Source organism: Streptomyces flavofungini (assembly GCF_014650815.1).
GTDB classification, from domain to species: Bacteria; Actinomycetota; Actinomycetes; order Streptomycetales; family Streptomycetaceae; genus Streptomyces; species Streptomyces flavofungini.
In genome coordinates this window covers 60,073-81,427 of sequence record NZ_BMVR01000003.1, presented here as the reverse complement: position 1 = coordinate 81,427, position 21,355 = coordinate 60,073, and the positions used below count along the sequence as shown (strand labels likewise).

The following is a 21,355-nucleotide window of genomic DNA, read 5'->3' as shown; positions in this document are numbered from 1 at the left end:
TCAGACGATCGGGTCGTGGACGGTGACCAGCTTCGTCCCGTCCGGGAACGTCGCCTCGACCTGCACGTCATGGATCATCTCGGGGATGCCCTCCATGACGTCGTCCCGCGTCAGCACCTTGCGTCCCGACGTCATCAGATCGGCGACGCTGCGGCCGTCGCGGGCGCCTTCGAGGAGGTGCGACGTGATGAGCGCGATCGCCTCGGGATGGTTGAGCCGCAGGCCGCGCGCCCGGCGCTTCTCGGCCACGTCGGCAGCCACATGGATGAGCAGTCTCTCCTGCTCGTGCGGTGTCAGTCGCACGTCCCCACCTCATCGTCCTCGCTCCGAACCGTGCGGGGTCCGGCTGCCGCGGCCACCGCGACGGGAAAAGATGTAGCGCACAGCGAAGTGCGCGCCGATGTACACCTTGGCGTACGGAATCCCCAGGTGGCGTGGCACGGCAGGCTAGTTGGGCGGAGTTTCAGCGAGGTTAACCAGCCCTTGACCCGGCCATGACCGTCAGCTGGGCTCGCCCATACTCATCAGCCCGCGCACCCCGTCCGCGAGCGCGTCCACCGGCACCCCGTCGAACAGGGCGACCTGGGCCGCGAATCCCTGCGCCAGGGCGATCATCGTCCGCGCGACGTGGTCCGCCGGTACGTCGGCGCGCATCATGCCCGCGGCCTGGTAGCCCTCGACGATCCGGATCCAGGCCGCCCGCACCGCGTCGTACCCGCCCTGGATGAGGGCGCGCAGCTCGTCGTCGCGCAGCGTCTCCGTCCAGACCTGCACCAGGAGCCGCGGGAAGTACGGCCGGTCGCGCACGACGAGCCCCGGCTTCAGGTCGAGCACCTGGCCGAGGGCGCGGCCCAGCAGGACGTCCGGCGGCGGGGGCGGCGTCTCCCGTGCCGCGGACTCGAAGACCTCGCGGATCTCCCGCAGCACCTCGGAGACGATGGCGTGGATCAGTTCGTCCTTGCCGCTGAAGTAGCGGTAGACGGCACCGGCCGACAAGCCCACCTCCTTCAGCACGTCCTGCATCGACGTGGCGTGGAAGCCGTTGCGGGCGAAGCAGAGCGCGGCGCCGTCGAGGATCTGGCGGCGACGGGCGTCGAGGTGTTCCTGGGATACGCGGGCCATGACCCCAAAGTAAAACGAACGTTCCTTCTTGACAACCGACCACGCCCGGACCCACAGTGGAGACACAGAAAAACGAACGATCATTCTCTTTAGATGCCGTCGACTCACCGGCGACGCCAGCACCTTCCCTCACCCACTCACCCCATTTGCTCTGGAGAACCTCATGCCCACGCCGTCCCCTGCCGCGCCCCCGCAGGCCCGCCGCATGCTGACGGTCGCCCTCCTGGTTCCCTTCGTGGTGTCCCTTGCCCTATGGGCCTTCGCCTGGCCCGCCGCCCGGAACGCCCCACGCGATCTGCCACTCGGCGTGGCGGGCCCCGCCCACGCCACCGCACCGCTGCAGAAGCAACTTCAGCAGCACGACGGCGCGTTCGAGATCCACCGGTACGCGGACGAGGCGGCGGCCCGCGCCGCCATCGAGGACCGGACCGTGTACGGCGCGGTCGTCGCCACCGGCCAGGGACCCAAGCTCCTGACGGCCTCGGCCGCGAGCCCGGTCGTCGCCCAGCTCCTCCAGCAGGCGGTGGCGGCGGGCGCCCCGGACGGCGCGCGGGTCACGACGGTCGACGTGGTGCCCGCCCCGGACGCCGATCCGCGCGGGGCCGCGCTGGGGTCGAGCGTGCTGCCGCTGGCCATCGCGGGGGTCGCGGCGGGCTCACTGGTGACGCTGCGGGGACTGCGAGGAGTACGCGCCGCGGGAACGCTGGTCCTCGCCACGGCGCTCGTCGGCCTCGTCGCCGCCGCGCTCGCCGACAGCTGGCTCGGCATCCTGACGGGCAACTGGTGGGCGGAGGCCGGGGTGCTCGGCCTGTCGGCGCTCGCCGTCGCCGCGGCCGTGGCCGGGCTCGCGGCGCTGCTCGGGCCCGCGGGCATCGGCGTGGGCGCGCTCCTGATGGTGCTGCTCGGCAATCCGTTCTCGGGGGTGACGTCCGCGCCGCAGCTGCTGCCGGAACCGGTCGGCCTGATCGGCCAGTTGCTGCCGCCGGGCGCGGGTGGCTCGCTGCTGCGCTCGACCGCGTTCTTCGACGGGGCGGCGGCCGCGGGTCCCGCGGTCACCCTAGCCGTCTGGGCGGTGCTGGGGCTGGCGGCCGTCCTCGTCGGGGCCCGGCGCGGCCGGAGCGCTCCCCCGGTGACGGCGTCGCCCCGGGTGCGCGAGCCCGCCCCGGTCGGCTGACGCCACGCCGCACCGCGCAGCCGCACGCCCCACCCATCAGCCGCCCCCACCGAACAGCCGTGTGCCCCCGCCGTAGCGGACGGGGGCACACGGCCTTTGTCATGTTTTCCGGCCTTCCGGCCTGCCGGGCTAGGTCACGTTCGGCCCGCGGTGCTCCGCCGCGATACCGAAGCGCTGACGCTCGCCGCCCGCACCGGACGTCGACGAGCCGAGCGACGACACCGAGCTGATCACCGCCTCCCCCGCGGCCGCCCCGATCGCTTCGGCCTCTTCGAGCTCATCGAGTCGGCGCAGGTCATCGGCGGAGACGAGGGCCACGAGCGGCTTGCCGTGGCGCGTGACGACCACGCGCTCGTTGCCGTAGACAACGCGGTTGATCAGGTCGGCGAGCTCTGCGCGGGCTTGCGTCACCGGAATCTCGTAGGCCATGCCCCCATCATAACGTCATGTACGTCCTGTACATTTTTTACAGAGGCCGTCGCGCAGCGGCGGTGCCCGCACGCATGCCCGCACGTCCGCACGCATGCCGTACAGATCGGGAGGCACGCCCATGCAGCAGCCGTTCGCCCGCCATGTCCTGCCGGAGTTCACCGAGCGCACCAGCTCGGGCTCGCGCACGCTGGATCCGTACTCCAAGCTCCTGGAGGAGCGCATCGTCTTCCTCGGCACCCCCGTCGACGACGTGTCCGCGAACGATGTGATGGCGCAGCTCCTGCACCTGGAGTACCTCGCGCCCGACCGGGACATCTCGCTGTACATCAACTCGCCCGGCGGCTCGTTCAGCGCGGCCACGGCGATCTACGACACCCTGCGGTTCACGACGTGCGACGTGGAGACCGTCTGCCTCGGCCAGGCCGCGTCCGCCGCCGCCGTGCTGCTCGCCGCGGGCACACCGGGGAAGCGGTCGATCCTGCCCGGCGCCCGGGTGCTGCTCCAGCAGCCCGCGCTCGCGGAGGAGTTGCGGGGTCAGCCGACCGACCTCGTCATCCAGGCCGACGAACTGCGGCGCACCCGCGCGCTCCTGGAGGAGATGCTCGTACGGCACACGGGGCGCGACGCCGAGCACGTCGCGGCGGCCATCGAGCGCGACACCGTCCTGGACGCCGCGGCCGCGGTGGAGTTCGGCCTGGTCGACCGGGTCGTGCCGAGCCGCAAGGCCTCGCCCACGACCGCCGGGTGAGGCCGGGGTGCTGCCCGAACTGCCGCCGCTGCCCGCCCTGACCCGCGCCGAGGGCGAGGTCGTCGACGCCTATCTCGCGGTCGTGGACCTCGTCGGCCGCATCAATCCGGCGCGCGCGGAGCACACGTACGGCGGCCTGCGCGCCGCACAAGCCCTCGTCAGCAGGGCGACGGAGCTGCGGGACGCCCTGACGCTGATGCACCAGCGGGGCGAGACGGAGGTGCACACGGTGACGCTGGCCCGGGCGCTGCGCACCCTGGACGGCGAGCGGCGCGCCGCTCGCGTGACCGTACCGCCGCCGTCCCTCGGCGGGGACGCGCCGCCGACGGGAGGGTGACCGGCCCGCCGAGGGCGAGGTGACCAGGCCCGCCGAGTGGGGTGATGAACAGGTAACAGGTCCGCCAACGGCGCGTCGGCCGAGCCCTTCTGCTACGAGTTGACGGGACCCCTCGGCGGCGAGTCGACCGGCCCTCCGCGCCCCGGACCGAGGTGCGCCGTCGCACCGGACCTTCGTGGGAGCGCCCCGGCCGCAGCGCGTCCGCGCCGTCCGCCCGTTGGGGGTGCGGACGGTGCGGACGGGCGTCTCGGCACTTCGGGTCCAGACGGGGGCGCGACCAGAGCTGGTCGCTCTTTCAGCGTAGGAAACACTCGCACGCGTGTGCCCCTCAAGTTGCACAACTCCCTTACGCGGCAGCCGGAACCGGACCTTCCAGTGCTGTTCGGGCAATAGCCTCCGACTGTGACCCAGGCCCCATTCGGCCTCTGTCCACCTGAACGGGTCAGTCGTGAGGAGCCTCACATACGGCCGATTCGGCTCGGCTTTTTGGCCACTCTCGGGTGAAGATCCCTTCCGACGACAAGCCCCCGCCACAGGCGGCGGGGCGGTCCGGGTGGACGCCGAGTCCTGCCGCCACCCGGATGCCCGGTCGACATCTGTGCATCGGCAGGAGTGGAGGACCCAGCAAGGCGGACCGTCCGGGAGACCGGCCGGCCCTTGGGGTGAAGTCGCGACGCGACCGGGCATCTTCGCCTGCCCGAACCCGACAGGTCATCCTTCACAGGCGGCTGACGAAGGGTTGCGCATGACTGCGCTCAATCGTGTTCCGTCGCTGCTGACGAGGGCCGGTACCGCATCGGCTCTCACGCTCGCCGCCGTGGGCGGCGCCATCGTGGCCCCCGGGCTCACGACGAAGGCCGAGGCTGCCACACACGGAACGAAGGCGCTCAACGTCGCGGCTTCCAAGAAGGGTTCTCCGTACCGCTACGGCGCCGTGGGCCCCAACCGGTTCGACTGCTCGGGCCTCACGCTCTACTCGTACAAGCGCGCGGGCAAGAAGCTCCCGCGGACCACGGGTCAGCAGTACAACAAGACCCGCCACATCTCCGCCTCCCAGCGCACCCGCGGCGACCTGGTGTTCTTCCACTCCGGCCGGAACGTCTACCACGTCGGCATCTACGCCGGTAAGAACAAGATCTGGCACGCCCCGAAGCGGGGCACGGTGGTGCGGCTCGAGAAGATCTGGACGAAGAGCGTCTGGTACGGCCGGGTCCGCTAGCCCACCCGCCCGGACGCCGGCGCCTTCGGGCAGGCACCGCCGTCCGGGCGTGACACGGCCGACGCGAGGAGTGGTTCGCGTCGGCGCGGGATACCCGTTAGTGCATGTCCGAGAACACTCCCGACCAGGCTCCCCGGTCCGCGGACAACTCCGCGCACGACAGCCGGGAGGGCCCCGACGGCCGCAACGAGACCTCCCTGGAACGCGCCGACCGCAACTTCGTCGAGCTCCTCCAGGAGCTGAGGGTCACTCAGACCGGCGTGCAGATCCTCTTCGCGTTCCTGCTCACCCTCGCCTTCACGCCCCGCTTCCCGTCGCTCGACGCCCTCCAGCGCGCCACATACGTGACCACGCTGCTGCTCGCCGTCCTCGCGGCGGCGCTGTTCACCGCGCCCGCCGCGGTGCACCGGGGGCTGTTCGGGCGCGGCGCGAAGCCGCTCGTCGTCCGGGTGTCGTCGCGGCTCGCCGGGGCCGGACTCGCCGTCCTGGTCCTGGCGCTCACCGGTTCGGTCCTGCTCGTCGTGGACGTCGCGGCGAGCCGTACGGGTGCCTTCGTCGCCGCCGCGGCCACGCTGGTGGTGTGCGGTGGGCTGTGGGGGCTGCTGCCGTGGGCGGTCGCGCGACGACAGCGGCAACAGCCGATCTGATCGGGCTACGCGAACAGCGGTTCCACCAGGAGCGCCAGGCCCAGCGCCGTGAGCGCCACCCCGGTGCCGCCCTCGATCGCACGGGCCGCGCGCGGCTCCCGCAGCCAGCGGCCGAGCCGGTCCACCAGCAGGGCGACGACCGGGAACCACAGCAGCGCGAAGGCCACGACGATCGTCGCAAGCAGGAGGGTGCGCGGCATCGCGGGGGTGCCCGCGGGCACGAACTGCGGCAGCACGCTCAGGAACGTGAGGGACGCCTTGGGGTTGAGGGCGTTGGTGAGGAAGCCCTCCCGCAGGCCCCCGCCACGGGCCGCCACCCACGCTTCCCCCTTCTCCCCCTTCTCCCCTGTTTCCAGCCCCGCCCCCGATGGGCGCGCACCCGGCCGCCCCGCCTCCCACCGCACCGCCGACCGCAGCGCCCTCGCCCCCAGGTACAGCACATAGCCGCCGCCCACCACCTGCAGCGCGCGGAACAGCGCGGGCACGGCCGCGAGTACCGCCGCCACCCCGGCGACCGCGAGTGCCGTGTGCACCAGGAGCCCCGCCGCGACGCCCAGCGCGCAGAGCACTCCGGCACGGCGGGAGGCGAGCGCGTTGCGTACGACGACCGTGAAATCGGCGCCGGGCACGGCGACCATGCCAGCGGCGACGCCGGTGAAGGCGACCAGTTGAGCGTCCATGGCAGCCACTCTGCCTCGGGGCAGCCTTCAGCAGGTATATGAGATCTCCTGCGTCTTCCTAAAGCATCTGTTTAGTCTGGGGTGCCGGTAGGATCCGGCGGCGGTCCCGGAAGGCCGGGGCGACGGCGTCCGCGCGGCACCGGAAGACCGCGGGCCACAGCCACAGGAAGAGGCACGGCATGTACGACCCGACGCGGCTGGCGGCGCTCGTGGCGGTCTCCGAAGCCGGTTCCATCACCCGCGCCGCCGAACGGCTCGGCTATACGGTGCCCGCGCTCTCCCAGCAGCTCGCCAAGCTGGAACGGGAGACGGGGGCGGCGCTCCTGGTCCGGCACCACCGGGGCGCGCGGCTCACCGGCGCGGGCGAACTGCTGCTGGCGCGCGCCCGCCGCGTCCTGGACGAGATGGAGCTGGCCCGGCACGAACTGGCGCAACTCGTGGGCCTCTCGGGCGGGCACCTCAGGGTCGGTACGTTCACGACGGCGGGCATCGAGCTGCTGCCGCCCGCGTTGACGGCGTTCCGTCGCGCGCACCCGGATGTCGAGCTGACGGTCACCGGCCATGAGCCGCCCCACGGTGTGACCGCGGTCGCGGCGGGCGAGGTCGACGTGGCCCTGACGCACACGTACGAACCCGCGGAGCTGCCCGCGCCGCCCGCGTCTGTGACCCTGGAGCCGGTCCTCGTCGAGGAGTTGGTGCTCGTCACGGCGCCGGGGCACGCGCTCACGGCGGGCACCGGGCGGCTGCCGCTCGCCGAGCTCTCCGGCCAGCCCCTGATCAGCATGGCGCCGGCGCATCCGCCGCGGCAGGGCGTGGCGGCGGCGCTCGCCCGGGCGGGGGCGGCGCCCGCGGTGCTCGTGGCGACGCCCGACTACGCGCTGGTGTGCGCGCTGGTCAGCGCGGGTCTCGGCGCCGCGGTGGTGCCGGAGATGGTGGCCCGCACCGCGGCGACTCCGGTCGGCGTCCGGCCGTTGGAGCCGGGGAACCTGCGGCGCACCATCTCGGTCGTGCACCGCACCGACGAGTCGAGCCCGGCGGCGGACACGTTCCGCGCGCTGCTGCGGGGGACGTTCGGCCGCTCGACCCCCTGAGGCGCCGCGTGCCGGGCACGCCCTCACGCACCGGACACGCACCCCACGTACCACCAGCCGTCAACTCTGTACCGGCACCGACCACGGCAGGGTGATCCATACCGTCTTGCCGCCCTCCGCCGTCGGACAGACCGAGAGTCTGCCGCCGCACTCGGCGGTGAGCCAGCGGATGATGACCATGCCGCGGCCGTTGTCCTGCTGGACGGCGGCGGGCAGTCGCCGGGGGAAGCGCGGATGGCTGTCCGTGACGCCGATGCGCAGCCGCTCGTCGCGGTCGAGCTGCACGTCCACGGTGAACGTCGGCGACTGGCCGAGGGTGTGCTGGACGGCGTTCGTGGCGAGTTCGGAGACGATGAGCCGCACCGTGTCGGCGACGTCGGCGTCGGCCGGCAGGCCCCACTCCGACAAGGTGTCCGCCACATACCTGCGGGCGGCTGCGACCGAGACAGGATCGCTCGGCAGAGTGACTGATACTTCCTGGTGGTCTGCCATGGCGACACTGTCCCTTTCCCACCGGGACCGGACTCCGACTCGTGGCGGAAGAACTCGAGGACAGTCCCGGAACTGGTGCTTCGCGCCAGAGTGCCACTCCTGGGGCCGTGACGCGCGGCGATCCACCGAGATGTGCATATATCTGTCGCTCGAAGCGGTGAACTCTGCGACGGCAGACCGTATTTGGGCGCGACACTGGCGCTTCCTCTACAGTCTCCCGCTGTCCCGTACGGTTGGCGCGGACGTCCGGAAGGAGACGGACATGCAGTACGGTCCCGCAGTGCGGCGCCGCAAGCTCGGCGCGGAGTTGCGCGCGCTGCGCGGGCAGGCCGGACTCACCAGCGGCGAGGCGGCCGCCCGGGTCGGCTGGCACCAGTCGAAAGTGAGCCGCATCGAGACCGGGCGCTCCGGGGTGCGCGCCGCCGATGTGCGGCTGCTCCTGGAGGCGTACGAGGTCGACGACCCGCAGTTGCGCGAGCTGCTGGTGGTGCTCGCGGGCGGGGAGGACGAGAACGGGCGGCACCACTGGTGGCACGCCTACCGCGGCCTGCTGCCTCCGGCGTACCGCGACTTCATCAGTCTGGAGTCCCAGGCCTGCCGGGTGCGGACGCTGGAGACCACCGTGGTCCCCGGTCTGCTGCAGACGCCGGACTACGCACGCGCGGTGACACGTGCCGCGCTCGGCGGGCTGCCCGAGGAACAGGTGCGAGCCCTGGTGCAGGTGCGGCTGGCGCGGCAGGACGTGCTGCGCAGCGAGCCGCCGCTGCGACTGAGCGTGATCCTCGACGAGGCGGTGCTGCGGCGCCAGATCGGCGGGCCCGAGGTGTTCGCCGGGCAGTTGCGGCGGCTGCGGGAGGCCGCACAGCTGCCTCAAGTGCGCATCCAGGTGCTGCCGTTCGCCGCCGGAGAGCACATCGGCCTCATTGGGCCTTTCGTTATTCTCTCCTTTCCGAACATTTCTGATCTGGATGTGGTTGTTCTCGACCACTTGACGAGTAGCCTCTACCTCGAACGGAAAGAAGACCTCCAGGCGTACACCGACGCCTTCAACTCCCTTCAGGGAAAGGCGCTTTCCGTTCAGGATTCAATGGATTTCATCGCCGGGTTAGGTGACGGCGCGTAAGGAGGCACCATGACTGCACTGCCTCGGTACGTTCCCTCCAGCACGTCTCTCAGGGACGCGCGGTGGCGGCGCAGCAGCCGCAGCAATGGAATGAACAACTGCGTGGAGACAGCGCCGCTCGGCTCGGGACCGCTCGCCGGTCTGCTCGCCGTGCGCGACTCGAAGGACACGGCGGGTCCAGCCGTGCTCTTCTCCCCTGCCGCCTGGGAGGACTTCATCGACGCCCTTCGGTGAGGACCGGGTGAGAGCGCCGGACCCTGGACCCAGGTCTCAGGTGCCAGATCTCAGGAGTCAGGGTGCGGTGCGGCTGATCGTGGCGACGGCTTCGGCGACCTGTGCGTCGCTCAGGTCGGCACGTGCGGTCAGCCGCAACCGTGAGACGCCGTCGGGAACCGACGGCGGGCGGAAACAGCCGACAGCCAGGCCCGCGCGGCGGCAGTCGGCCGCCCAGCGCACCGCGGCTTCCGGCGACGGCGCGCGCACGGAGACGACGGCGGCGTCGGGACGTACCGCCGAGAGCCCCTCCCCCGTCAGGAGTTCGTGCAGCGTCGCGGCCACGGCACGCGCGCGTGCGGCCCGTTCCGGCTCGCGGCGCAGCAGGCGCAGGGCCGCGAGCGCCGAACCGGCGGCGGCCGGGGCGAGCCCGGTGTCGAAGATGAGGGTCCGGGCCGCGTTGACCAGGTGAGCGATGACCTTGGCCGGGCCGAGCACGGCCCCGCCCTGGCTGCCGAGCGACTTCGACAGGGTGACCGTGACCACGGTGTCCGCGGCCCCCGCGAGCCCGGCGGCGTACGCCGCGCCACGGCCGCCGTCCCCGAGCACCCCGAGCCCGTGCGCGTCGTCGACGACGAGGCCCGCCCCGGCCTCGCGGCAGCCGGCGGCGAGCTCGGGCAGCGGCGCCGCGTCCCCGTCGACGGAGAACACCGAGTCCGTCACCACGACCGCGGGCCCCTCGTGGGTGCCGAGCGCCTTGCGCACCGCGGCCGGGTCCGTGTGCGGCACCACCTGCGTCGTACCGCGCGCGAGGCGGCAGCCGTCGATCAGGGATGCGTGATTGCCCGCGTCGGAGACGATCAGCGACCCGTGCGGGGCGAGCGCGGTGACCGCGGCGAGGTTCGCCGCGTACCCGGAGGAAAGGACGAGGGCCGCCTCGAAGCCGCAGAAGTCGGCCAGCTCGCGCTCCAGTTCGGCGTGCAGCTCGGTGGTGCCGGTCACCAGGCGGGAACCCGTCGCGCCCGCGCCCCAGCGCCGGGCCGCGGCCGCGGCCGCGTCGGTGACCTCCGGGTGCCGGGTCAGCCCCAGGTAGTCGTTTCCGGCGAGATCGAGCAGTGGGGATTCGGCCGGACGCGGGCGCAGCACCCGCACCAGGCCCGCCTCCTCGCGCAGCCGCGCCTGCTCGTCGATCCAGTCGAACGGCGAGCCAGCCATGGGACCTCCGGGGCGTCACGGGTCGGCGTACGTCCGGAGCGGAGACGGGACGTACGGACCGGGTGTTTGTAGACAGTGCACAGACCCTAGCGGCCGCACCACTGGGCCATGGTGTGGCAATACCCACACCTCCCGACGCTTCTGTTGTACGGAATCTCCATGGTCAGAAAGTCCGGCGTGCGTCAGGATCGGCGCCATGGATCTGCTCAACACGCTGGTGGACAAGGGGCTTCGGCGGGAACTGCCGAGCCGTGACGAGGCGCTTGCGGTGCTCGCGACCTCCGACGAGGACCTGCTCGACGTGGTGGCGGCGGCCGGAAAGGTACGGCGCCACTGGTTCGGCCGACGGGTGAAACTCAACTATCTGGTCAACCTCAAGTCGGGTCTGTGCCCGGAGGACTGCTCGTACTGCTCGCAGCGGCTCGGGGCGGACACCGGGATCCTCAAGTACACGTGGCTGAAGCCCGACGAGGCCTCCAAGGCCGCGGCGGCCGGGCTCGCCGGCGGGGCCAAGCGGGTCTGCCTGGTGGCGAGCGGGCGCGGGCCCACGGACCGGGACGTCGACCGGGTCTCCGCCACCATCAAGACGATCAAGGAAGAGAACGAGGGCGTCGAGGTCTGCGCCTGTCTCGGGCTGCTCTCCGACGGCCAGGCGGAGCGCCTGCGCGGCGCGGGCGCGGACGCCTACAACCACAACCTCAATACGTCCGAGGCGACGTACGGCGACATCACCAAGACGCACACCTACGCCGACCGTGTCGACACCGTGCAGAAGGCGCACGCGGCCGGGCTCTCCGCCTGCTCGGGCCTGATCTCGGGCATGGGCGAGACGGACCAGGACCTCGTCGACGTGGTCTTCGCGCTGCGCGAGCTGGACGCGGACTCCGTGCCGGTGAACTTCCTGATCCCGTTCGAGGGCACCCCGCTCGCCAAGGAGTGGAACCTCACCCCGCAGCGCTGCCTGCGCATCCTCGCCATGGTCCGGTTCGTCTGCCCGGACATCGAGGTCCGCATCGCGGGCGGCCGCGAGCTGCATCTGCGCACGCTCCAGCCGCTCGCCCTGCACCTCGCCAACTCGATCTTCCTCGGCGACTACCTGACCAGCGAGGGCCAGGCGGGCAAGGCCGACCTGGAGATGATCGCGGACGCCGGGTTCGAGGTGGAGACCACGGAGCAGGTGACGCTGCCGGAGCACCGCAGGGGCGGCGGCTGCGGTTCGGTCTGCGGCTCGCAGGCCCCCGACGAGGCCTCCGCCGAGGCCGCGGAGCCCGCCACCGAGCCCGCCGCGGAGCCCGCCGTGAAGGCCGAGGTTCCGGGGCCGCGCACCGATCTGGTGGCGGTGCGCCGCCGTGGCGCCGGTACGGACGTGGCGCCCAATGCCTGACGCGCGCACGGCGTCCGGCCTGGACGTCAAGGAGATCCTCGACCTCGACCGCGCCCACGTCTGGCACCCCTACGGCCCGATGCCCGGCCGCCAGGAGCCGCTGGTCGTGGAGTCGGCGAGCGGGGTGCGGCTGCGCGTCGCGGGTGTCGGCGAAGTGATCGACGGCATGTCGTCGTGGTGGTCGGCCATCCACGGCTACAACCACCCCGTCCTGAACGAGGCGGTGTCCGACCAGCTGGGCCGCATGAGCCACGTGATGTTCGGCGGGCTCACGCACGAGCCCGCCGTCCGGCTCGCGAAGCGACTTGTCGACCTCACGCCGGACGGCCTGGAGCACGTCTTCCTCTCCGACTCCGGTTCGGTGTCCGTCGAGGTCGCGGTCAAGATGTGCCTCCAGCACTGGCGTTCCCTCGGCCGGCCCGAGAAGCGCCGGATGCTGACCTGGCGCGGCGGCTACCACGGCGACACCTGGCAGCCGATGGCCGTCTGCGACCCCGACGGCGGCATGCACAGCCTGTGGCAGGGCGTGCTCCCCCAGCAGGTGTTCGCGGACCAGCCCCCGGCGGGCTTCGACGCGTACGACGAAACGTATGCGCAGCACCTGCACGACGTGATCGGCCGGCACGCCCACGAACTCGCGGGCGTGATCGTCGAGCCGGTCGTACAGGGCGCGGGCGGCATGCGCTTCCACTCCCCCCGCTATCTGCGCGCGCTGCGGGACGCGTGCGACGCGCACGACGTGCTGCTCGTCTTCGACGAGATCGCGACGGGCTTCGGCCGCACGGGCGCGCTGTTCGCGGCGGACCACGCGCGGGTCACCCCCGATGTGATGTGCCTCGGCAAGTCCCTGACCGGCGGTTATCTGACGATGGCGGCGACGCTGTGCACCGAGCGGGTCGCGGCGGGCATCGCCCGGGGCGAGGTGCCGGTGCTCGCGCACGGGCCGACGTTCATGGGCAACCCGCTCGCCGCGGCGGTCGCCAACGCCTCCATCGACCTGCTGCTCGCCAAGGACTGGCAGAGGGACGTCAAGCGCATCGAGTCGGGCCTGCGGGCCGCGCTCGCGCCGGCCGCCGAGCTGCCTTTCGTACGGGACGTACGTGTCCTCGGCGCGCTCGGTGTCGTGCAGCTCGACCACCAGGTCGACATGGACGCGGCGACGAGCGCCGTGGTGCGGGAGGGCGTGTGGGTGCGGCCGTTCCGCGACCTCATCTACACGATGCCGCCGTTCATCACGGGTGACGACGACGTGGCACAGATCGGCCGTGCGGTGTGCGTGGCGGCACGGGCGAGCGGGGAGGCCGCGGCATGAGTGTCCTGGTGGTGTCCGGTACGGGCACGGAGATCGGCAAGACGGTGACGACGGCCGCCGTGGCCGCGGTGGCCCTCGCGGCCGGGCGCAGCGTCGCCGTCCTCAAACCGGCCCAGACCGGCGTCGGCCCCGGCGACCCGGGCGACGTCGACGAGGTGCTGCGGCTGGCGGGCGACCGGGTGACTCCGGTGGAGCTCGCGCGCTACCCCGAGCCGCTGGCCCCCTCGACGGCCGCGCGCCGGGCCGGTCTGCCACCGGTCACACCCGCCGAGGTCGCCGAGGCCGCGGAGAAGCTGGCGGCCGCGCACGACCTGGTCCTCATCGAGGGCGCGGGCGGACTCCTCGTCCGCTTCGACGAGACGGGCACGACCCTCGCGGACGCGGCCCGGCTCCTGGCCGCCCCCGTCCTCATCGTGGCCACCGCGGGCCTGGGCACGCTCAACATGGCCACCCTCACCACCGAGGCCCTGCGAGCCCGCGACCTCACGCCCCAGGGCCTGGTCATCGGCAGCTGGCCCACGACCCCGGACCTGGCGTCCCGCTGCAACCTGGCCGAACTGGCGGATGCGGCGGGGGCGCCCCTGCTGGGCTCGATCCCCGAGGGGGCGGGTTCCCTGCCGGGGCCGGAGTTCCGGGAGGCGGCCGGGGGTTGGCTGGGACCGGGGCTCGGCGGGAGCTGGGCGGGGCCGGGCGGCGTTTCCGGCACCTGAGTGCTGGGGGGGTGATTTCAGCCCGTCCGGCGCTTGCGGACGAGCGCGCGGCGCGATCGGCACCGGGTGTAGCGCGGCGGAGCCCCGGGGGCCGGGGGCGCGAGCCCCCAGGTTCGGGAAGGGGCGGAACGGGGGAAGAACCCCCCACCCACCCTTGGAGGCACCATGCCGCCCTCCGCCCGCCCCACCCCGCGCGACGCGGTCCACCACCCCCTCTTCGCCCGCTTCTACGCCCGCCTCAGCGTCTCCGCGGAACCGGCCGTCGCCCCGCACCGCAAGGAACTCCTGCGCGGCACCGCGGGCCGGGTGATCGAGGTGGGCGCGGGCAACGGCCTGAACTTCGCCCACTACCCGACGACGGTCGCCGAGGTGGTGGCGATCGAGCCGGAGAGCGTCCTGCGCCGCCTGGCGGTCTCGGCGGCGCTGCGCGCGGACGTCCCTGTGGACGTGGCACCGGGCGCCGCCGAGGCCCTGCCGGTCAAGAGCGAGGCGTTCGACTTCGCCGTGACGTCGCTGGTGCTGTGCAGCGTGCGGGACGTGCCGAGGGCGCTGGGCGAACTGCGCCGGGTGCTGCGGCCGGGCGGCGAGCTGCGGTTCTTCGAGCACGGCCGGGCCCCGGGCGGCGCGATGGCGTCGACGCAGCGCGTCCTGGACCGGACGGTGTGGCCGCGTCTGTTCGGTGGCTGCCATGTCAGCCGGGACACGGTGGGCGCGCTGCGTGCGGCCGGGTTCGAGGTGGGCGCGTACCGCCGGATCGTGGTGCCCGCGCGTGGTCCGAAGTTCCCGACGTCGTGCTGCGTCCTGGGCTCGGCACGGCGTCCGGCGTCCGACGACGCGGCCAGCTGACGCCGTACCGCCACGACGGACGGACGCCGTACCGGCGCTGTCCCCCTCAGATCGGCTGTGCGAGATTCACCGCGTTGCCGTCCGGGTCCTGAATGTGGGCGACCCGCTGCCCCCACGGCATGTCGTTGGCCGGGCCGAGCACCGTGCCCCCGAGCGCCTCGACGCGCGACAGCAGTTCGTCCACGTAGTCCACGGTCACGCTCAGGAGCGAGCGCTGTGGGCTGCCCAACTCGACGCTCTTGTCGGCGACGATCCCGAGGTCGGAGTCCTTGACCCGCAGGTTCAGGAAGAAGACGGGCCCCTCGTCCGGCACCCGTTCCGTCTCCTCGGCGCCGAGGAGGCGCGTGTAGAAGGCGACGAGCCGGTCCAGATCGGGGGTGATCAGCATGGGCTGGATGGTGGCGGGCATAGTGCGGTCCTCCTGGTGGTCGCGACCGGTTACCTCCTGCTGACCGGTGGGCGACCCGCAACTCATCGGCCGCCCGCCGTGCGAGGCGCACCGCTCGCCGGGCAGGACCGCGCCCCGGTCGCCGCACCGGACCGCCAGGCCCATCTTCGCCGCACGGCCAGCGGAGCGCACGTCATCCTGCCAGCCGGGCGGCGCGAGCGGCAGGTACGAGCCGCGCCGCGAACGGGCCACGGATGACGGCGCCGCCCGGTCGGCCGCACCGGCTCACAGGCTCCACTGCCGCAGCTCCCGCGCTATGTCCTGCACGCTCGCCCCGTCCTCCTTGATCAGGCGGGCCAGGTCGCGTACCTGCTCGGGTGAGGTCACGACCTTCACGCCGCTGGCGACGAGGTAGGCGTAGGCGACCGAGGAGGCGAAGAGGGCGTTGGAGCGTTCGAGGGCGGGGAGGTGCAGGAGGAGCTGGAGCAGGGCGGCGGCGCGGTCGTGCGGGCCTTCGTAGACGGGGACGCCGAAGATCTCCGCGTGGTGACGGGCGACGGCGGCCACCAGGGCGCCCCAGTCGGTTACTTGTGGATCTCCCGGCGTCTTGTGTTCGGCGACCATCAGGAGCCAGGCGAGGTCGATTCTGAGGTTCAAGGGTCAGCGACGACCCTCACGCTCTGCGCCGAACTCCTCGGCGAAGACGGTCTCGTACTGCTTCATGAAGTCGGCGGCGGCCTCCACGAACGTGTGGCCGAGCTCGCCCGCGTCCTGTTTGACCAGCTCTTCGATATAGCGATTCACGCTCACACCACGGGCCATGGCGCGTTCGCGCGCGGCCCGGGCGGTGTCCTCGTCCACCCGCACGTTCAGCTGAGTCTTCGCCATGTCCACAAGCTAGCGCCGATCCGCTAGCACCGGCAAGGGGGTGCCGGGCGGGCCCGGCCACGTGCCCCTTACACACGCCTCACACAGGGACCTGCGAGGGATACCAGCCACCCGCTCCGACCCTTTACCCTCTGCTGGCATACGCGAGTTGGGACGGCCACGACCGGGGAGGCGGCCTTGTCCACACCTGCTTCGACACCGCACACAGAGCACGCCGAGCACGCCGGCGTCGCGGCCCGCGCACGCGCGCTCACGAAGGCGTACGGCTCGGGCGAGACGACGGTGCTCGCCCTGGACGCGGTCGACGTGGACATCGCGCGGCAGCGGTTCACCGCCGTGATGGGGCCTTCCGGTTCCGGCAAGTCCACGCTGATGCACACGCTTGCCGGGCTGGACTCGGTCTCGGCGGGCCAGGTGTGGCTCGGCGACACCGAGATCACCGGGCTCAAGGAGCGCGAGCTGACGCAGCTCAGGCGGGACCGGATCGGCTTCATGTTCCAGTCGTTCAACCTGATCCCGACGCTGAACGCGCGCGAGAACATCACCTTGCCCATGGACATCGCGGGCAAGCGCCCCGACGCCGAGTGGCTGGAACACATCATCGACACGCTCGGTCTGCGCGACCGGCTGGGCCACCGGCCCGCGCAGCTCTCCGGCGGGCAGCAGCAGCGCGTGGCGTGCGCGCGTGCGCTTGCCTCCCGCCCCGAGCTGATCTTCGCCGACGAGCCGACCGGCAACCTCGACTCGCGGGCCGGTCTCGAAGTCCTCGGGTTCCTGCGCGAGGCCGTGGACTCGCTGGGTCAGACGGTGGTCATGGTGACGCACGACCCGGGCGCCGCCGCCCACTCCGACTTGGTGCTCTTCCTCGCGGACGGCCGGATCGTGGACGAGATGGCGCGGCCCACCGCGGAGGGCGTCCTGGAGCGGATGAAGCGGTTCGACGTGCTGCACGGGGCGGCGTCGGACGCCGCCGACGGGGCCGATCCCGCCGGCGGGACGACGGCCGCCGCCGCACCCCTCGCCTCCGACCCGGGCGTTCCGCCCACCGACCCCCTGGCGAAACCCACCCGCGACGACCCGTCCCCCCAGGACTGAGGCGACACCGTGCTGAAGGCGACACTCCGCAGCTTCCTCGCGCACAAGGGCCGGCTCGCCCTGTCCGCGCTCGCCGTGATCCTCTCCGTGGCGTTCGTCGCGGGCAGCCTGATCTTCTCGGACACCGTCTCCCGCACCTTCGACCGGCTCTTCGCGTCCACGGCCGCCGACCTCGCCGTCGGGCCGAAGGACGACCTCGACGAGAGCATGCCGACGGGCCGGACCCCGACCGTGCCCGCGGACCTGGCGCGGCGGGTCGCGAAGGTCGACGGCGTCGCCGCCACGCACATCGACGCGTCCGTGGAGAACATCACGGTCGTCGACCGCGACAACGACCCCGTCGGCCCCACCACGGGCGCGCCCACCATCGCCGGGAACTGGTACGAGACCGAGCGCTCCCCCGTGGAGATCACCTCGGGCCGGGCGCCGCGCGCCGCCGGGGAAGCCATGATCGACGCGGACACGGCCGACAAGAAGGACGTGGAGATCGGGGACACCCTCAAGATCCTGGCCGCGCCGGGCTCGTTCGAGGCCAGGGTCGTCGGCATCGTCACGTTCACGACCACCAACCCCGGTGCCGCGCTCGTCTTCCTGGACACCCCGACCGCGCAGGCCAGACTGCTCGGCGACAAGAACGCCGCGACCAGCATCTCCGTCGACGCCGCGGCGGGCGTCAGCGACACCGAGCTCAAGCGCCGCGTCGCCGCCGACCTGGGCGGCGGCTACGACCTGGAGACCGCCGACGAGCAGGCCGAGTCCGCCGCCTCCGAACTCGGCGGCTTCCTGGACGTCATCAAGTACGTGATGCTCGGCTTCGCCGGGGTCGCCGTCCTGGTCGGCATCTTCCTGATCGTCAACACCTTCTCCATGCTCATCGCGCAGCGCACCCGCGAGCTCGGCCTGCTGCGCGCACTCGGCGCCGACCGCAGGCAGGTGCGCCGCTCCGTGCTCATCGAGGCCGTGCTGCTCGGCGTGGTCGGCTCCACCCTCGGGCTCGCCGCCGGGATCGGGCTCGCCGCCGGACTCATCGAGCTGATGGGCCTGTTCGGCATGAACCTGAAGTCCACGGAGATGGTGATCGGCTGGCCGACCCCCGTCGTGTCGTACGTCGTCGGGGTGGGCGTCACCTTCCTCGCGGCGTATCTTCCGGCGCGCCGGGCCGCGCAGGTCTCGCCGATGGCCGCGCTCGCCGACGCCGAGATCGCGGGCGTGGGGCGGCCGCTGCGGGTGCGGGGCGTCGTTGGCTCGGTCGTGGCGGCAGGCGGCGCGGCGGCCCTCGTGGGGTGCGCGGTCGCCACCGAGACCTCCACGTCGGCCTCGCTGCTCGGGCTCGGCATCGTCCTCAGCCTCGTCGCCACGGTCGTCGCCGGTCCGCTCCTGGTGCGGCCGGTGATCCGCGTGCTCGGCGGCGCCTTCCCCGCCGTCTACGGCTCGGTGGGCCGGATGAGCCAGCGCAACGCCCTGCGCAACCCGCGCCGCACGGGCGCCACCGCGGCCGCGCTGATGGTCGGACTCGCCCTGGTCGGCGGCCTGTCCGTGGCCAGCGCCTCCATGACCAAGTCGTTCGACGACCAGATCGACAAGACGCTCGGCGCGGACTTCGTCGTGCAGAACAACACGTTCATGCCGTTCCCGGCGGAGGTCACCGAGAAGATCCGGGGCACCGACGGCGCCGGACTCGTCGTACGCAACCGCTTCACGCCCCTGAAGCTCAGCATGCCCGACGGCAAGAGCGTGGAGACGACCGCCGCCGGCTACGGGAGCCGGCTCGACGACGTCGTGAAGATCACGTACGCGCAAGGGAGTTCGGCGCGGGCGCTGGCCCCCGGCAACGTCGCGATGGACCGGGACTTCGCCAAGGACCACGACGTACGCGTCGGTGCGAAGCTGCCCGTGGAGTTCCCCGGCGAGCGCAAGGCCGAGCTGACGGTCGGCGCGCTCACCGACCAGGAGGGCGCCGAGGGTCCCGGCATGAAGGGCGGGCTCATCATGGGGCTCGGCACCCTGGAGAAGTACGTGCCCGACGGCCAGGACTCCGCCGTCTACGTCAACACCGCACCCGGCACGGACGCCGAGGCGCTGCGCGACCGGCTCGACACCGCGCTCGACCCGTACCCGCAGGTGCAGGTCCGCGACCAGGCCGACTACAAGAAGCTGATCCGCGAGCAGATCGCGGTGATGCTCTACCTCGTGTACGCGCTCCTCGGCCTCGCGATCGTCATCGCCGTGCTCGGCGTGGTCAACACCCTTGCCCTGTCCGTCGTCGAGCGCACCCGGGAGATCGGGCTGCTGCGGGCGATCGGCCTCGCCCGGCGGCAGCTGCGGCGCATGATCCGGCTCGAATCGGTGGTGATCGCCGTGTTCGGCGCGGTGCTCGGCCTCGCGCTCGGCCTGGTGTGGGGGGTGTCGATGCATCAAGTCCTGGAGCTGCAGGGCCTGACGGCGTTCGCGGTGCCGTGGTCGACGCTGGTGGCGGTCGTGGTCGGGTCGGTGGTGGTCGGGATCGTGGCTGCGCTGCTGCCGGCGCTGCGGGCTTCGCGGATGAATGTGCTGGAGGCGATCGCGCACGAGTGAGGGCCGCGCGTGCGGGTTCGGCTACATGTTGCGCGAGGGCGGGCGCGTGGTGAACTGATGGCCCGCGGCGGCCAGCGGGGATCCGCGTGCCCGAGGCGGCCAACTGCGCGACACGTGAGGAGAGTTCATGTCCAGGCCGTTCCGGTTCGGGGTCAACATGGTCACCCCCTCGGCGGGAGACGAGTGGCGCAAGAAGTGCCGCAGGGCGGAGGAACTCGGCTACGACGTGATCCTGGTCCCCGACCATCTGGGCATGCCCGCGCCGTTCCCTGCGGTCGTCGCGGCGGCCGAGGCCACCGAGCGGCCACGGGTCGGCACGTTCGTCCTCAACGCCGGATTCTGGAACCCGGCGCTGCTCGCCCGCGAGGTGGCCACGACGGACGCGCTCACCGGCGGACGGCTCGAACTGGGGCTCGGCACCGGATATGTGAAGGCGGAGTTCGACACGGCGGGGCTGCCCTGGCCCACGCCCGGCGAGCGCGTGTCCCATCTGGTGCGCACCGTCGAGGAGTTGGACAGGCTGTTCGCCTCGGCGGAACACCAGCCGCAGCCCCTGCAGCGCCCGCGCCCGCCCCTGCTGATCGGCGGCAACGGCGACCGGGTCCTCAAGATGATCGCCGAGCACGCCGACATCGCGGCGTTCACCGGAGCGCGCGCGGTCCTGGGCGACCCGAACGGCAAGCTGGACGTCATCACGGCGGCGGGCCTGGACGAGCGGGTCGCCACGTATCAGCGCCACGCCGCCACCCGTACCGCACCGGCCGAACTGAATCTCCTGATCCAGGTCGTCGAGGTGACGCGGGACCGGCGAGCCGCCATCCGGCCCTCCCTGCCGCTCATCCCGCACCTCACCGAGGACGAGGCCCTGGACCTGCCGATCCTCCTGCTCGGCACGGTCCGGGAGATGGCCGAGCAGTTGCGCGCCCAGCGGGAGCGGTACGGGTTCTCGTACCTCACCGTCCTGGAGCCGAGTCTGGAGACGTTCGGCCCGGTGATCGAGGAACTGCGCGGGAGCTGAGGGGCCGTACGGGGAGGCACCCGCCGCGCCGACGGCATCTCCGTGCGCGGTCTTCCCGTGACCCGGACAGGGCCTGTCCGCATCTCGAAATCTCCGCGCGGCATCGCCAGGCCCGGTGATGGGATGCCGTCATGACTGATCTACGGATACGCGCCGCGACCCCCGACGACCTGGACGCCGTGCTCGCCTTCTGGAAGGCGGCCGCCGAGGGCACCAGCATCAGCGACGACCGCTCCGGCGTGGAGCGCCTGGTCGCCCACGACCCGGGCGCACTGCTGCTCGCCGAGCGGGACGAGGAGCTGGTGGGCACGGTGATCGCCGGGTTCGACGGCTGGCGGGCGTCGCTGTACCGCCTCGCCGTGCACCCCGACGTCCGGCGGGCGGGGATCGGCTCGGCGCTGCTGCGCGCGGCCGAGGAGCGGTTCGTCGCGCTCGGCGGGCGGCGGGCCGACGCGATGGTCCTGAACCGCAACGAGCTGGCGCACCACGCCTGGCACGCGGCCGGATACGCCCCGCAGCCGCAGTGGAGCCGCTGGGTGAAGCCGCTCGCGGAGTGACCGCACCACCGCCTCGGCGACGCGGCGGCCCGGAAAGATGACAGAGAGTAACGTGGAGCGTAGGGTTTTGCCGATCCTTTAACATGGGCG

Annotated in this window: 25 protein-coding genes and 1 riboswitch; of the genes, 16 read left to right on the top strand and 9 right to left on the bottom strand. The window is 72.4% G+C overall.

Features of this window, described 5'->3' with window-relative positions:
• Complete coding sequence (locus IE274_RS07580; RefSeq protein WP_190114842.1) at window positions 1-303, bottom strand: urease subunit gamma; 303 nt, start codon at window positions 301-303, stop codon at window positions 1-3.
• 198 nt (window positions 304-501) lie between these two features.
• Entirely contained in the window at window positions 502-1,122 is a 621-nt protein-coding gene (locus IE274_RS07575) for a TetR/AcrR family transcriptional regulator (RefSeq protein WP_190114841.1), read from the bottom strand.
• 163 nt (window positions 1,123-1,285) lie between these two features.
• Here IE274_RS07575 and IE274_RS07570 point away from each other — a divergent pair, with 163 nt between their 5' ends.
• Window positions 1,286-2,296 (top strand): ABC transporter permease, encoded by a 1,011-nt coding sequence (locus IE274_RS07570; RefSeq protein ID WP_190114840.1) that lies wholly within the window; start codon window positions 1,286-1,288, stop codon window positions 2,294-2,296.
• A 129-nt stretch (window positions 2,297-2,425) separates the two neighbouring features.
• Here the strand turns inward: IE274_RS07570 and IE274_RS07565 are convergent, their stop codons facing one another.
• The gene (locus IE274_RS07565) at window positions 2,426-2,725 is read right to left on the bottom strand and encodes a type II toxin-antitoxin system Phd/YefM family antitoxin (RefSeq protein WP_190114839.1); all 300 of its coding nucleotides are present in this window, start codon (window positions 2,723-2,725) and stop codon (window positions 2,426-2,428) included.
• A gap of 121 nt (window positions 2,726-2,846) precedes the next feature.
• On the opposite strand from IE274_RS07565, the gene IE274_RS07560 reads away from it, so the two are divergent.
• From IE274_RS07560 to IE274_RS07545, 4 genes are all read left to right on the top strand, one after another.
• A complete protein-coding gene (locus IE274_RS07560) occupies window positions 2,847-3,476 on the top strand; it encodes an ATP-dependent Clp protease proteolytic subunit (protein WP_190114838.1) in 630 nt (209 codons plus the stop codon).
• Window positions 3,477-3,483: 7 nt separating this feature from the next.
• Entirely contained in the window at window positions 3,484-3,813 is a 330-nt protein-coding gene (locus tag IE274_RS07555) for a hypothetical protein (RefSeq protein ID WP_190114837.1), read from the top strand.
• A 572-nt stretch (window positions 3,814-4,385) separates the two neighbouring features.
• Window positions 4,386-4,555: riboswitch (cyclic di-AMP (ydaO/yuaA leader) on the top strand.
• 3 nt (window positions 4,556-4,558) lie between these two features.
• The gene (locus IE274_RS07550) at window positions 4,559-5,032 is read left to right on the top strand and encodes a C40 family peptidase (RefSeq protein ID WP_190114836.1); all 474 of its coding nucleotides are present in this window, start codon (window positions 4,559-4,561) and stop codon (window positions 5,030-5,032) included.
• Window positions 5,033-5,136: 104 nt separating this feature from the next.
• On the top strand, window positions 5,137-5,679 hold the full coding sequence (locus IE274_RS07545; RefSeq protein WP_372447183.1) for a DUF6328 family protein: 543 nt from the start codon (window positions 5,137-5,139) through the stop codon (window positions 5,677-5,679).
• A 5-nt stretch (window positions 5,680-5,684) separates the two neighbouring features.
• On the opposite strand, the gene IE274_RS07540 is transcribed toward IE274_RS07545, so the two are convergent.
• Window positions 5,685-6,359 (bottom strand): LysE family translocator, encoded by a 675-nt coding sequence (locus IE274_RS07540; protein WP_190114835.1) that lies wholly within the window; start codon window positions 6,357-6,359, stop codon window positions 5,685-5,687.
• A 179-nt stretch (window positions 6,360-6,538) separates the two neighbouring features.
• On the opposite strand from IE274_RS07540, the gene IE274_RS07535 reads away from it, so the two are divergent.
• Window positions 6,539-7,450, top strand: a complete 912-nt coding sequence (locus IE274_RS07535) for a LysR family transcriptional regulator (RefSeq protein WP_190114834.1) — start codon at window positions 6,539-6,541, stop codon at window positions 7,448-7,450.
• A 60-nt stretch (window positions 7,451-7,510) separates the two neighbouring features.
• On the opposite strand, the gene IE274_RS07530 is transcribed toward IE274_RS07535, so the two are convergent.
• Window positions 7,511-7,942: an ATP-binding protein gene (locus IE274_RS07530; RefSeq protein WP_190114833.1), complete on the bottom strand. Its 432-nt coding sequence runs from the start codon at window positions 7,940-7,942 to the stop codon at window positions 7,511-7,513.
• Window positions 7,943-8,204: 262 nt separating this feature from the next.
• Here IE274_RS07530 and IE274_RS07525 point away from each other — a divergent pair, with 262 nt between their 5' ends.
• On the top strand, window positions 8,205-9,065 hold the full coding sequence (locus IE274_RS07525) for a helix-turn-helix domain-containing protein (protein ID WP_190114832.1): 861 nt from the start codon (window positions 8,205-8,207) through the stop codon (window positions 9,063-9,065).
• Between the two features lie 9 nt (window positions 9,066-9,074).
• Window positions 9,075-9,299, top strand: coding sequence for a DUF397 domain-containing protein (locus IE274_RS07520; protein WP_190114831.1), 225 nt, complete (start codon window positions 9,075-9,077; stop codon window positions 9,297-9,299).
• A gap of 57 nt (window positions 9,300-9,356) precedes the next feature.
• Here IE274_RS07520 and IE274_RS07515 read toward each other — a convergent pair whose 3' ends face one another.
• Window positions 9,357-10,493, bottom strand: coding sequence for an 8-amino-7-oxononanoate synthase (locus IE274_RS07515; RefSeq protein WP_190114830.1), 1,137 nt, complete (start codon window positions 10,491-10,493; stop codon window positions 9,357-9,359).
• A 196-nt stretch (window positions 10,494-10,689) separates the two neighbouring features.
• Here IE274_RS07515 and bioB point away from each other — a divergent pair, with 196 nt between their 5' ends.
• From bioB to IE274_RS07495, 4 genes are all read left to right on the top strand, one after another.
• Window positions 10,690-11,877 carry a biotin synthase BioB gene (bioB, locus tag IE274_RS07510; protein WP_190114829.1) on the top strand — a complete coding sequence of 396 codons (1,188 nt, stop codon included), beginning with the start codon at window positions 10,690-10,692 and terminating at the stop codon, window positions 11,875-11,877.
• On the top strand, window positions 11,870-13,189 hold the full coding sequence (locus tag IE274_RS07505) for an adenosylmethionine--8-amino-7-oxononanoate transaminase (RefSeq protein ID WP_190114828.1): 1,320 nt from the start codon (window positions 11,870-11,872) through the stop codon (window positions 13,187-13,189). Before bioB ends, IE274_RS07505 begins: the two co-directional genes overlap by 8 nt.
• Window positions 13,186-13,899 (top strand): dethiobiotin synthase, encoded by a 714-nt coding sequence (bioD, locus tag IE274_RS07500; RefSeq protein ID WP_190114827.1) that lies wholly within the window; start codon window positions 13,186-13,188, stop codon window positions 13,897-13,899. Before IE274_RS07505 ends, bioD begins: the two co-directional genes overlap by 4 nt.
• Before the next feature lie 165 nt (window positions 13,900-14,064).
• Window positions 14,065-14,745 carry a class I SAM-dependent methyltransferase gene (locus IE274_RS07495; protein WP_190114826.1) on the top strand — a complete coding sequence of 227 codons (681 nt, stop codon included), beginning with the start codon at window positions 14,065-14,067 and terminating at the stop codon, window positions 14,743-14,745.
• 46 nt (window positions 14,746-14,791) lie between these two features.
• Here IE274_RS07495 and IE274_RS07490 read toward each other — a convergent pair whose 3' ends face one another.
• From IE274_RS07490 to IE274_RS07480, 3 genes are all read right to left on the bottom strand, one after another.
• Window positions 14,792-15,154, bottom strand: a complete 363-nt coding sequence (locus IE274_RS07490) for a VOC family protein (protein WP_229909345.1) — start codon at window positions 15,152-15,154, stop codon at window positions 14,792-14,794.
• 264 nt (window positions 15,155-15,418) lie between these two features.
• The gene (locus IE274_RS07485; RefSeq protein WP_190115329.1) at window positions 15,419-15,757 is read right to left on the bottom strand and encodes a helix-turn-helix domain-containing protein; all 339 of its coding nucleotides are present in this window, start codon (window positions 15,755-15,757) and stop codon (window positions 15,419-15,421) included.
• Between the two features lie 36 nt (window positions 15,758-15,793).
• On the bottom strand, window positions 15,794-16,021 hold the full coding sequence (locus IE274_RS07480; protein WP_030358728.1) for a toxin-antitoxin system HicB family antitoxin: 228 nt from the start codon (window positions 16,019-16,021) through the stop codon (window positions 15,794-15,796).
• A gap of 177 nt (window positions 16,022-16,198) precedes the next feature.
• Between IE274_RS07480 and IE274_RS07475 the strand changes: the two genes are divergently transcribed.
• The 4 genes from IE274_RS07475 to IE274_RS07460 all read left to right on the top strand — a co-directional run bounded on the left by IE274_RS07475 (window position 16,199) and on the right by IE274_RS07460 (window position 21,265).
• Entirely contained in the window at window positions 16,199-17,116 is a 918-nt protein-coding gene (locus IE274_RS07475; RefSeq protein ID WP_229909343.1) for an ABC transporter ATP-binding protein, read from the top strand.
• A gap of 9 nt (window positions 17,117-17,125) precedes the next feature.
• Window positions 17,126-19,690, top strand: coding sequence for an ABC transporter permease (locus tag IE274_RS07470; protein ID WP_190114825.1), 2,565 nt, complete (start codon window positions 17,126-17,128; stop codon window positions 19,688-19,690).
• Window positions 19,691-19,817: 127 nt separating this feature from the next.
• Complete coding sequence (locus IE274_RS07465; RefSeq protein ID WP_190114824.1) at window positions 19,818-20,708, top strand: TIGR03621 family F420-dependent LLM class oxidoreductase; 891 nt, start codon at window positions 19,818-19,820, stop codon at window positions 20,706-20,708.
• Window positions 20,709-20,839: 131 nt separating this feature from the next.
• Window positions 20,840-21,265 carry a GNAT family N-acetyltransferase gene (locus IE274_RS07460; protein ID WP_190114823.1) on the top strand — a complete coding sequence of 142 codons (426 nt, stop codon included), beginning with the start codon at window positions 20,840-20,842 and terminating at the stop codon, window positions 21,263-21,265.
• Window positions 21,266-21,355: the final 90 nt, after the last annotated feature.